Genomic DNA, 11,303 nt, shown 5'->3' with positions numbered 1-11,303 from the left:
GCCTCGAGACTCGCGCCTGCGGCGCATGCGCTTCGAGGCCGAAACGGCGAGACGGGCCTCAACCCTTGGAGGTGTCTCGTAGAACTCGACGCATGCGGGTTGCGTCGGCATTCGACGGCTGGATTCGGATGCCCACTTCAGAAGTACCAGGGGTAGGGGGTCCAGTCGGGGGCGCGCTTCTCCAGGAAGGAGTCGCGGCCCTCGACCGCCTCGTCGGTCATGTACGCCAGTCGTGTGGCTTCCCCGGCGAACAACTGCTGTCCGACCAGTCCGTCGTCGGCCAGGTTGAAGGCGTACTTGAGCATGCGCTGGGCCTGGGGTGACTTGCCGTTGATGGCTTCCGTCCATTCCAGGGCGACATTCTCCAGTTCCGCGTGGTCGACCACTTCGTTGACCGCGCCCATGGCGTGCATGTCCTCGGCGGTGTAGGTGCGGCCGAGGAAGAATATCTCGCGCGCGAATTTCTGGCCGACCAGTTTGGCGAGATAGGCACTGCCGTAGCCGCCGTCGAAGCTGCCGACGTCGGCGTCGGTCTGTTTGAAGCGCGCGTGTTCGCGGCTGGCGAGAGTGAGGTCGCAGACGACGTGCAGGCTGTGGCCGCCGCCGGCGGCCCAGCCGTTGACCAGGGCGATCACGACCTTGGGCATGAACCGGATGAGCCGCTGGACCTCCAGGATGTGCAGCCGGCCGGCCCGCGCCTTGTCCACGGTGTCGGCGGTGTCGCCGCTGGCGTACTGGTAGCCGCTGCGGCCGCGGATGCGCTGGTCGCCGCCGGAGCAGAACGCCCAGCCGCCGTCCTTGGGGCTGGGGCCGTTGCCGGTGAGCAGGACGGCGCCGACATCGGCGGTCGTCCGGGCGTGTTCGAGGACGCTGAAGAGTTCGTCGACCGTGTGCGGGCGGAAAGCGTTGCGCACTTCGGGGCGGTCGAATGCGATCCGGACGGTGCCCTGTTCGATGTGGCGGTGGTAGGTGATGTCGGTCAGGTTCTCGAACCCGGCCACTTCGCGCCACAGCGTCGGATTGAACGTCATGGGGGTGATTACACCAGGCTCGGCGGGGGCCGCCGGCCGGCCGTTGAGTTCACCACATCTGAGCCGAAATGTTTGGACGCTGTATAGCCCGGAGTTACGGTGCGTATATGAGCGAGCAGACCCAACCGACGATCGACGACAGCGCTGTCGACGAGGATCGGTACGAGCGGCACGGCGGGTTCCCCAAGGTCACCCCGGCCCGGGTGGGCCCGGAATTCGGCGAATTCGTCGAGGCCATGCGCACGCTCCAGGATCTCGCCGTCTCCGCCGACGCCCCCGCCGAGGTGTACGGGGCGGCCCGCGACCAGGTGAACGCGCTGATCGAGCTGCTCGGACCGTACCGGGCTCCGGAGCAGCAGGGCCCGGCGGGCCGGGCCGTCGAACTGCCCGGGCGCGGCAGCCTGCTTCTGCTGCCCTGGCGGACGGTCTCGGCCGGGCCCGACGGCATCGTGATGCGGGGCGTGTTCCGGCGCTTCCATCTCGGCGGGAACGCCGCAGCGCACGGCGGTGTACTCCCGCTACTGTTCGACGACCTGTTCGGGATGACCGTGCACTACGCCGGGCGACCGATCAGCCGGACCGCCTTCCTGCACGTGAACTACCGCAAGGTGACTCCGCTCGATACGCCGCTGACGGTACGCGGCCGGGTCGAGCGCATCGAGGGCCGCAAAACCTTCATCAGTGCCGAACTCGTCGACGAGGAAGGCACCGTACTGGCCGACAGTGAAGGACTGATGGTTCAACTTCTGCCCTGGCAGCCGTGATCGGGGCGTGCCGGCGGTATCGGTACGGCGGTATCCGGGCCGGGGCCGGGGCTTTCGCTTCCCGCGTGTGACAAGCCGTCCGGCCGATGGTGCTGGTCGGGCCCGGTGCGGCGGGGCCGGGCCGGGCCGAATCACGTGGGGCCGTAACGCTTCTGTCGTTGCGGAGGCGTCATCTCCGTCTGTTGCTTACCCATGCGGGGCGGAAAGTACTCCTGTGGGCGGTGCGTATAGTTGCGTTGCCCGTCCATACGAGTACTGATCCGGAGGATCCTTAAATTGGTTGCAGCACTGTCTGAATCACTGCTTGACGAGGCCACGCGCCCGGCCTTCCTCGCCGACGCCGTCCAGGTCCTGGACGCCGAGGTCTCCGATAAGGGTGGTGCGTCGGGTCTGGCCGTGAAGGGTGGGTACGCGGCGGTGAAGAAGATCAGCCCGTCCATCGTGCCCGACGCCCTGGAATCGCTGGCGCCCAAGCTGCTCGAGCAGCTTCAGCCGTACTGGAGTGAATTCCAGGCCGGTGGCACCGGCACCTTCGGTGAGCTGCTGAGCTCCAAGGGTGACGAGGTCGCCGAGTCCCTGCTGACCGTCACCGACGCGCGTGCCGCGAGCTCCAGCCGCCCGGCCCTGCAGAAGGTGTACAACTCGATGCGTTCCTCGGCCAAGAAGAACGTCATCGAGGCGCTGCCGCGGGTCGGCGACCTGGTGCAGAAGCACGCCGGCTGACCGACGTGTGATACGATCGCGCGTGCGCGCGGCACGTGGGGGGCCTCGACGACGAGGCCCCCGACGGGGGGGAGTTTCGGGGGTATCGGATATCCGGCGCGCGCCCCGAGCGGCGGGGAGCCGCCGGGTTCTTTTCATGCGGTTACGGCCACGACTCATTGGTGTGAGCAGGGCGACGCCGACGTGGCGGCCGTGGTCTGACAATCTAGAGGCGTGAATCCGTCAACAGCGCAGGCGCGGGTGGTCGTCGACGAACTCGCACGCGGTGGGGTTCGGGAAGTCGTGCTGTGTCCCGGCTCGCGTAACGCTCCGCTGGCGTTCGCCCTCCAGGCCGCCGACGCCGCCGGCCGGCTCCGGTTGCATATGCGGGTCGACGAGCGGACCGCCGGATTCCTGGCGATCGGCCTGGCCATCGCCTCGGGCGCCCCGGTTCCGGTGGTGATGACCTCGGGTACCGCGGTGGCCAATCTGGGGCCCGCCGTATTGGAGGCCAATTACGCGCGGGTTCCGCTGATCGTGCTCAGCGCCAACCGTCCGTACGAGATGCTGGGCACCGGCGCCAACCAGACCGTGGAACAGCTCGGTCTGTTCGGCAGCCAGGTCCGCACGACCATCAGCCTGGGACTCGCCGAAGCCGAGGCCGCCGCCGATTATCCGAAGCAGAACAGCGTCTGGCGCTCCGCGGTGTGCCGCGTGCTGGCGGCCGCGCGGGGAATCCGCTCGGGCAATGCCGGGCCGGTGCACTTCGATATTCCGCTGCGCGAACCGCTGGTGCCGGATTCGCTGGAGGGCGAGAACGCCCCGGCCGGGCGCGGCATCGAGCGGCCCTGGACGGCAACGCAGTACGCCACCCTCGATGTCCCGCTCGATATCGACCTCGGCCCCGATACCGTGGTGATCTCCGGGCACGGCGCCGGTCTGCACACCGAACTGGCGGCGTTGCCGACGGTCGCCGAACCCACCGCGCCGGCGCACGGTCCGGCCCTGCACCCGCTGGCCCTGCCGCTGCTGGAACCCCGCCAGGCGATCATCACGGGGCGGCCGACCCTGCACCGGCAGGTCTCCCGGGTGCTGGCCGATCCCGAGGTCACCGTGTACGCGCTGACGACCGGTCCGCGTTGGCCCGATGTCTCGGGCAATGTGGTCGGTACCGGTACCCGCGCGGTGACGGCCGGCACGCCCGATCCGCGGTGGCTGGCGCGCTGCCGCGATCTGGACGAGCGGGCCCGATCGGTGGTTCGCGACGAGCTGTCCAGGAACCTGAAACCCACCGGCCTGCACGTGGCCGCGGTAGTGATGGATGGGCTGCGCGAGGGCGATCAATTGCTGCTGGGCGCATCGAATCCGGTGCGCGACGCCGCGCTGGTATCGACGCCGCGGCCCGGTGTCCGGGTGCTGTCCAACCGGGGGGTGGCCGGTATCGACGGCACGGTGTCCTCGGCGGTGGGAGCGGCACTGCACCATTCGGGTCGCACTATCGCGATGATCGGGGATCTCACCTTCCTGCACGATGCCTCCGGCCTGCTGATCGGGCGCGGCGAACCACGCCCGGAGGATCTGACCATCGTGGTCGCCAACGACGACGGGGGCGGGATCTTCGAACTCCTCGAACAGGGCGACCCCCAGTACGCCGGTGTGTTCGAGCGGGTGTTCGGCACCCCGCACGGGATGGATCTGTCGGCGCTGTGCGCGGCCTACCGGATCCCGCACCGGCAGGTCGGGCTGGACGAGCTGGCGATCGAGCTCGCCGGGCACGTGACCGGTTTCCGGGTGCTGGAGGTGGTCACAAGCCGTGCCGGGTTGCGTGATCTGCACGCGGCGCTCCGCGCGAGTGTCGGGGCCTCCACGTAACCTCCGTCTTCGCTCGGCCGTGCGCGGCCGTATCGAATCGGTTTCGGCCACAGCTCGGCCGGGTGTGCTCCCGGCCGGTGGCCGCTCGGTATCTGTTGCGGCGCGGCCGGTGAATTCCGCCGGCCGGGTTCGTCGGTACAGGTGGATCCACCGACCCGAGGAGCTCCGATGCAACCCGAATTCGATATGTCGCAGGCGGCCGCCGCGCTCGCCGATATCGTCGCCGCGATCGGCGACGAGCAGCTCGACGTCCGTACTCCCGCAGATCTTCCGGTCCGCGCGATCCTGGAACATGTCGGCGGGCTGGCCGAGGCGTTTCGCGCCGCCGCCACCAAGGAGGCGGTCGGCGCGTCCGCGGCACCGCAGTTCGATTCCGGCGCGGCCCTGGCGCCGGACTGGCGGACCCGTATTCCCGCGCAGTTGAAGGCTCTCGCCGAAGCATGGCAGGAGCCCGGGGCCTGGGAGGGCGAGACGGAAGCAGGCGGCGTGACCATGCCGGCGGCGGTCACGGCGCGTGTCGCGCTGGACGAATTGGTCATCCACTCGTGGGATCTGGCGCGGGCCACCGGTCGCGACGTCGAGGTGGCCGATACCGATCTCGCGGTGCTGCTGCAGTTCCTGAAGGACACACCGCCGGAAGGCACACCCGGACTCTTCGGCCCGGTGGTACCGGTCGGACCCGGCGCTCCGGCCCTGCACCGGGTGCTGGGGCTCACCGGGCGTGATCCGTTCTGGATTCCCAAGGCGCGCCGAGAGATGATGCGGTGACCCGTCCGGCGGGTCATGCGCCGGTGCGGCCGAATATCCCGGCCGCGGCCGCGTGCGCCGCGGTTTCGGCCGCTGTCCGGGCGGCCTCGTCGTCGATGGGGTCACCACTGGCCAGCAGCCGGTAGTAGAGCGGACCGGAGACGGCGGTGAGGACCGCGCGGGGGTCGGTTCCGGCCGGCACCTCCCCGCGGGCGACGGCGTCGGTGATACAAGGCGACCATTCGGTGAGCCGGACGTCGTAGAACCGGCGCAGCGCCGAGGCTGTGCTCTCGTCGCAGGTCGCGGCGGCGATCACGGCGCGGAACAGGCGGCCCTGCCGGGGGTCGGCGAGGGTTTTCGCGACCAGGCGGGCATTGGCGGTCAGATCGCCGAGCAGGGAGCCGGTATCGGCGCGCGGTAGCGAATGTTCGGCCATATCCACCAGGAGGTCGGCGATGAGTCCGGTCGGGGTGCGCCAGCGGCGGTAGACGGTCGTTTTGCCGACCTCGGCGCGCGCGGCGACCTCGGCGAGGTCGAGTCGGGCGAAACCGTGTTCGGCCAGCAGATCGCCGGCGACCTGCAGTACCGCGGCGCGGACGCGGGCGGTACGGCCGCCGGGCCGCACCGAGCCGGGCGCGGCCAGCTCAGGATTCATAACGGGACTCCAGTTTCATTTATCGCTCGATGGGTGTAGCGTCGGATTCGTTAACGAAACCATAGACCCTTTAGGAGTTGGGATGGAATACCGGCGGTTGGGTGCCTCGGGTCTGGTCGTTCCCGCGCTGAGCTTCGGCGCGGGAACCTTCGGCGGACGCGGCGAACTGTTCGGCGCCTGGGGCGATACCGATGTCGACCAGGCTCGCCGGCTCGTGGATATCGGCCTCGACGCGGGCGTGACGATGTTCGATACAGCCGATGTCTATTCCAACGGCGCGTCCGAAGAGGTGCTGGGCGCCGCGATCCGCGGCAAACGCGATCGGCTGCTGTTGTCCACGAAGGCCGGACTGCCCACCGGGCCGGGCCCCTACGACGCCGGAACGGGTCGCGGACGCCTGATCACCGCGGTGGAGGCGTCACTGAAACGGCTCGGTGTGGACCATATCGATCTCTTCCAGCTACACGCCTTCGACGCCTACACCCCGGTCGAAGAGGTGCTGCACGCACTAGACGAGCTGGTCCGCGCGGGCAAGATCCGCTACCTGGGCGCCTCCAATTTCGCCGGCTGGCAACTGATGAAATCGCTGGCCGCCGCCGACCGCCACGGGCTGCCCCGCTATATCGCCCATCAGGTGTACTACTCACTGGCCGGCCGGGATTACGAATGGGAACTCATGCCGCTGGGCCTGGCCGAAGGGGTCGGCGCGGTGGTGTGGAGCCCGCTCGGCTGGGGCCGGCTCACCGGCAGGATCCGGCGCGGACAACCACTGCCCGCGGGCAGCAGGTTGCACAAGACCGCCGAGGCAGGGCCACCGGTGGATCCCGAACACCTTTACGACGTGGTCGACGCGCTGGACGAAATCGCCGCCGAAACGGGCCGATCGGTACCGCAGATCGCGCTGAACTGGCTGCTCACCCGGCCCACCGTCGGCACCGTCATCGTCGGTGCCCGCAACGAGGAGCAGTTGCGCCAGAACCTCGGGGCCGTCGGCTGGGAACTCACCGCCGACCAGCTGGCCCGGCTGGACAAGGCGAGCGCGCTCACCCCGCCCTACCCCTACTACCCGTACTACCGCCTGCCCGACTTCGCCCGGCTCAATCCACCCGCCGCCTGAGCCGGGGACGTCAGTACACGTCCCGGACATAACGTTTCTCGGCGGTGAGCTGCTTCTTGAAGGCCCGAGCGCCCTCCTCGTCGAGTTTGCCGTGGATGCGGGCGATCCGTAGCAGCGCGTCGTCCACATCCGCGGCCATCCGCGCCGCATCACCGCAGACATAGAAATGGGCGCCGTCGCGCAGCCACGACCACAGTTCGGCGCCGTGTTCGATCATGCGGTGCTGCACGTAGATTCGCTCCCGCTGATCGCGGGAGAAGGCCAGATCCAGCCGCGACAGGTGGCCGGTGCGGAACATGTCCTCCAATTCGGTCCGGTAGTAGAAGTTCTGCGCGGCGTGCTGATCGCCGAAGAACAACCAATTGCGTCCCGTCGCCCCCAGCGCGCGCCGTTCGTGCAGGAAACCGCGGAACGGAGCGATACCGGTGCCCGGGCCGACCATGATCATCGGCACAGTGGGGTCCAGCGGCGGCCGGAAATGTGGTGCCCGCTGCAGAAATATCGGTACCGCGGTGTCCGCGGCCCGGTCGGCCAGGAAGGTGGAGCAGACGCCGCCGCGCCGGGCCGCCGAGCCCGTGGCCGCCAGGTCGCCGTAGCGCACGATGCCCACGGTCAGCTCCACCCGGTCGGGGCTCGTCAGCGGACTGGACGAGATCGAATACTGGCGCGGCCGGAGTTTTTTCAGCACGTCGAGCCATTCCACCAGGTCGGCACGGACCGGGAAGTCCCGCAGCACATCCACCAATTGGCGGTCCCACAGATAGGAGGCGAGTTCGTTGCGGTTGTCGCGGCGCAGCAGTTTGGCGAGCCGGTTGCTCGGATTGTGCCCGGCGACGAATTCCAGCAGATCGCGCGACACCCCGGTGATGTCGTAGTGGGTGCGCAGCGCCTGCTCCAGCGATATCTCGCCGGTGCCGGCCGCTACGCTGCAATGGCCGTCCAGACCGGTCGCCGCCAGCCATTCCCCGACCAGCGACGGACAGTTGGTCGGCCGGACCCCGAGCGAATCGCCCACCTCGTACCGGGCGTCGAGCCCGGTCAGGTCGAAACTGATCCGCCGGACCTCTTTCGCGGCGTCCGGGGCGGTCAGCATCTCGTTGTCCAGCAGGGGCGCGGAGACCGGCGCGGTGCGGGTGAACGCGGTGGGTGCCGCCCGCCGCACCGGCAGCGGGGCGGGAGCGGTCCGTTCCAGGACACCGACCGCGGAGGCCGCGCCGACGGTTCGGCGCGGAGTGCCACCGCTGGGTCCGGCGGCCGGATCGGACCCGCTCGGTTCGGACAGTGCGGTGATCACCGCGTCCAGCCACTGCGCGCCCGGCTCGTCGAAATCGGGTTCACAGTCCTGGCGCGGTAACAGCCGGGTCGCGCCGCGGTCGGCGAACAGGGTGTCGAGTTTGCGACCGTGGCCACAGAAATCGTCGTAGGAGGAGTCGCCGAGCGCGAACACCGCGTACCGCATACCGGTGAGCCGGACCTCGCTCTCCGCGAGCCGGGTCCAGAAGCCGGCCCCGTTGTCCGGTGGGCCGCCGTCACCGAAGGTACTGGTGACGACCAGCACATCACCGGTCAGCATGTCGAGTGCGCAGGAGTCCATATCGAGCAGCCGCGGCCGGAGCCCGGATTCGGTGAGCCGCGCGGTGGCGGTCGCGGCGAAATCCTCGGCATTGCCGGTCTGGGAGGCCCACAGCACCGTTACATCCCGGGGCGGCGCCGCGGCCGGATCGCCGGCCGCCGGGACCGCGGGCACTTCACGCGAATACATCCCGGCCAGTAGCCCGTCCACCCACAGTCGGCTCCGATCCGACAGCGGTGCCGACGCGGGCAGGACCGGCTGCCCGGAGACCGGCAGCGACTGCAGCGCGGCGAGATAACCCCCCAGATAGATCCGTTCGGTTTCGGTCAGCGTCGGGGTGGCCGCGGTATCCAGGCCGAGCATCGTAGCCAGGGGATGAGGGCCGGACGCGGTGGATTCCGGTGCGCTGACCACTGTTTCCGGTCGGCGTGCCCGCTGCATCGGCGCGACCCGGCGCAAGGCGACCGCGCAGGCCTTGAACTCCGGCTGCAGCGAATCGGAATCGACCGCGTCAGTGGTCACCGCGTTGATGGTCAGGTATTCGCCCTGTTCGTCGTTCCAGTGGAAAGGCGCGAAACAGCCGCCCGGCCGCACCCGGTCGCTGACCCGGGCGGGCACCACCGCGCGCCCGCGCCGCGAGGTGATCTCCAGTTCGTCCCCCGGCTCCAGTCCGAGGGTACGGGCGTCGTCGGGATGGACTTCCACGAACGGTTCGCCGTTCAGCTTGTTCAGTGTGCCGACGCGACCGGTCTTGGTCATCGAATGCCACTGATGCTGCAGCCGGCCCGTATTGAGCAGGAACGGGTAGTCGTCGTCGGGCATTTCGTCGGGCAGCATATGCGGCCGCGGCCAGAAGACGGCGCGCCGGCTCGGGGTGGCGAACGCCGGCCGGGGTTCGTGACCTTCGGGATCGGTGTAGCGCGGCCCGCCCACACCGTCGTTCAGATAGCGAATCGGGTTGCGGCGTTGTGCGGGGTCGGGGCACGGCCACTGCATCGGGCCCTCGCGCAGGGTGTCGTAGCTCATTCCGCTCAGGTCGTAGCCGGTGGCGGGGTTGGCGAAGCGGCGCAGTTCGTCGAACACCTCGGCACTCGAGGCGTACTCGAAGCCGGGGAACCCCATGGCGGTGGCCACCTGGGCGATCAACTGCCAGTCCGGCCGGGCGGCACCGGCCGGCTCGACCGCGCTCCCCAGCAGGGTGACATTGCGTTCGGAGTTCACCATCACCGCGTCCGATTCGGCCCACAGGGTGGCCGGCAGCAGGATATCGGCGTAGGTGTTGGTGGCGGTCTCGGTGTAGGCGTCCTGCGCGATCACCAGTTCCGCCGCTTCCAGGCCGGCGATCACCGTCTTCCGATTGGCGACGGTCGCCACCGGATTGGTGCAGATGATCCAGGCCGCCTTGATGGTGCCCGCGGCGAGTTCGCGGAACATTTCGATGGTGCCGGGCCCCGCCTCGGTGCGCAGTGTTCCCGGCGGTAGCTCCCAGGTGGCCTCGACGAAGGCCCGGTCGGCGGGATTCAGCAGACTCCGCTGGCCGGGCAGACCGGGACCCATGTAGCCCATCTCGCGTCCGCCCATGGCGTTCGGCTGCCCGGTGAGCGAGAACGGTCCACTGCCCGGACGGCAGATGGCGCCCGTGGCCAGGTGCAGATTGCACAGCGCGTTGGTGTTCCAGGTCCCGTGAGTCGACTGGTTGAGCCCCATGGTCCACAGGCTCATCCATTCCCCGGCTTCCCCGATCCAGCGCGCGGCGGTACGGATATCCGCCTCGGCCAGACCGGTCAGCTCCGCCACCTTCTCCGGGGGATAACCGGCGAGGAACTCGGGCATGGCGCCCCAGCCCTCGGTGTGCTCGGCGATGAATTCGGTGTCGATATCACCGGCTTCCACCAGCAGATACAGCAGACCGTTGAGCAGTGCCAGATCCGTGCCGGGGGCGATCTGCAGGAACAGGTCGGCGCGGGCGGCGGTATCGGTGCGCCGCGGGTCCACCACGATCAGTTTCGCGCCCGCTTTGAGCCGGTCCGCCATGCGCAGGAACAGGATGGGGTGGCAGTCGGCCATATTCGCGCCGATCACGAAGAACAGGTCGGCGTGCTCGAAATCGTCATAGGAGCCCGGCGGGCCGTCGGCGCCCAGCGACTGTTTGTAGCCGGTGCCCGCACTGGCCATGCACAGCCGGGAGTTCGCCTCCATATGGATGGTGCGCAGGTGGCCTTTGGCGAGTTTCGTGGCCAGGTACTGGGCCTCCAGCGACATCTGCCCGGAGACGTAGAGCGCGATGGCGTCGGGGCCGTGCTCCGCCAGGATCCGGCGCAACCGCGTAGCGGCCTCGCGTACCGCTTCGTCCACGCCGGCCGGCTGCGGCTGTATACCGCGTTCGGGCCGCAGATAGGCGGTCGACATCCGGCCCGGTGCCCGCATCAACTCCACGTGGGTGGCGCCCTTGGTACACAACCGCCCGCCATTCGACGGATGCAGTGTGTCCCCGCCGACCTTGGCGATTACCGGCGCGCCGGTGTCGTCGGCCGCGGTGGTGATCTCGATACCGCAGCCGACCCCGCAGTAGGAGCACGCCGTCCTGGTCGTACCCGGCCGCCGGTTCTTGCTCACCTCGGACATGAGTCCGATCGTCCCCGCGGCCGATTTCCTCGGGTTTGCCCGATGTTATCGCCGGATGACATTCCACTTCACCGGCGAAAATCACAGTTGTGAGGTAGATGAACCCGGCCGATACCGAGCGTTTCAGAAAGTGTTGGGGAACCTGATCGGTTAGCTGTTGAGGTCGTCTGCTAGACGGCGGGCGGCCTCGGTTTCGATCGGGCCGGAGGGTTCCACG

Annotated in this window: 8 protein-coding genes; 5 read left to right on the top strand and 3 right to left on the bottom strand. The window is 68.9% G+C overall.

Annotated features, from left to right (window positions below):
• Window positions 1–137: 137 nt before the first annotated feature.
• On the bottom strand, window positions 138–1,031 hold the full coding sequence (locus ACLML9_RS24555; protein WP_411947735.1) for a 1,4-dihydroxy-2-naphthoyl-CoA synthase: 894 nt from the start codon (window positions 1,029–1,031) through the stop codon (window positions 138–140).
• A 107-nt stretch (window positions 1,032–1,138) separates the two neighbouring features.
• Here ACLML9_RS24555 and ACLML9_RS24550 point away from each other — a divergent pair, with 107 nt between their 5' ends.
• The 4 genes from ACLML9_RS24550 (at window position 1,139) to ACLML9_RS24535 (ending at window position 5,137) form a co-directional block, all read left to right on the top strand.
• On the top strand, window positions 1,139–1,795 hold the full coding sequence (locus ACLML9_RS24550; RefSeq protein ID WP_411947734.1) for a PaaI family thioesterase: 657 nt from the start codon (window positions 1,139–1,141) through the stop codon (window positions 1,793–1,795).
• 276 nt (window positions 1,796–2,071) lie between these two features.
• A complete protein-coding gene (locus ACLML9_RS24545; RefSeq protein WP_030525622.1) occupies window positions 2,072–2,518 on the top strand; it encodes a DUF6918 family protein in 447 nt (148 codons plus the stop codon).
• A 213-nt stretch (window positions 2,519–2,731) separates the two neighbouring features.
• On the top strand, window positions 2,732–4,369 hold the full coding sequence (menD, locus tag ACLML9_RS24540) for a 2-succinyl-5-enolpyruvyl-6-hydroxy-3-cyclohexene-1-carboxylic-acid synthase (protein ID WP_411947733.1): 1,638 nt from the start codon (window positions 2,732–2,734) through the stop codon (window positions 4,367–4,369).
• A 168-nt stretch (window positions 4,370–4,537) separates the two neighbouring features.
• Window positions 4,538–5,137 (top strand): TIGR03086 family metal-binding protein, encoded by a 600-nt coding sequence (locus ACLML9_RS24535; RefSeq protein ID WP_411947732.1) that lies wholly within the window; start codon window positions 4,538–4,540, stop codon window positions 5,135–5,137.
• Between the two features lie 13 nt (window positions 5,138–5,150).
• Here ACLML9_RS24535 and ACLML9_RS24530 read toward each other — a convergent pair whose 3' ends face one another.
• The gene (locus ACLML9_RS24530) at window positions 5,151–5,771 is read right to left on the bottom strand and encodes a TetR/AcrR family transcriptional regulator (RefSeq protein WP_411947731.1); all 621 of its coding nucleotides are present in this window, start codon (window positions 5,769–5,771) and stop codon (window positions 5,151–5,153) included.
• A gap of 82 nt (window positions 5,772–5,853) precedes the next feature.
• Between ACLML9_RS24530 and ACLML9_RS24525 the strand changes: the two genes are divergently transcribed.
• Window positions 5,854–6,888 (top strand): aldo/keto reductase, encoded by a 1,035-nt coding sequence (locus ACLML9_RS24525; protein ID WP_411947730.1) that lies wholly within the window; start codon window positions 5,854–5,856, stop codon window positions 6,886–6,888.
• Between the two features lie 10 nt (window positions 6,889–6,898).
• Here ACLML9_RS24525 and ACLML9_RS24520 read toward each other — a convergent pair whose 3' ends face one another.
• Window positions 6,899–11,086, bottom strand: coding sequence for a molybdopterin-dependent oxidoreductase (locus ACLML9_RS24520; protein ID WP_411947729.1), 4,188 nt, complete (start codon window positions 11,084–11,086; stop codon window positions 6,899–6,901).
• Window positions 11,087–11,303: the final 217 nt, after the last annotated feature.

It is taken from the genome of Nocardia sp. NPDC002869 (assembly GCF_046764065.1).
Classification (GTDB): domain Bacteria; phylum Actinomycetota; class Actinomycetes; order Mycobacteriales; family Mycobacteriaceae; genus Nocardia; species Nocardia rhamnosiphila.
This window is presented reverse-complemented; position numbering and strand designations above follow the sequence as displayed.

Bases quoted from the DNA above. Each gene is read 5' to 3' on its own strand.
- ACLML9_RS24555 (WP_411947735.1), bottom strand. From the start codon at position 1,031: ATGACGTTCAATCCGACGCTGTGGCGCGAAGTGGCCGGGTTCGAGAAC.
- ACLML9_RS24550 (WP_411947734.1), top strand. From the start codon at position 1,139: ATGAGCGAGCAGACCCAACCGACGATCGACGACAGCGCTGTCGACGAG.
- ACLML9_RS24535 (WP_411947732.1), top strand. From the start codon at position 4,538: ATGCAACCCGAATTCGATATGTCGCAGGCGGCCGCCGCGCTCGCCGAT.
- ACLML9_RS24530 (WP_411947731.1), bottom strand. From the start codon at position 5,771: ATGAATCCTGAGCTGGCCGCGCCCGGCTCGGTGCGGCCCGGCGGCCGT.
- ACLML9_RS24525 (WP_411947730.1), top strand. From the start codon at position 5,854: ATGGAATACCGGCGGTTGGGTGCCTCGGGTCTGGTCGTTCCCGCGCTG.
- ACLML9_RS24520 (WP_411947729.1), bottom strand. From the start codon at position 11,086: ATGTCCGAGGTGAGCAAGAACCGGCGGCCGGGTACGACCAGGACGGCG.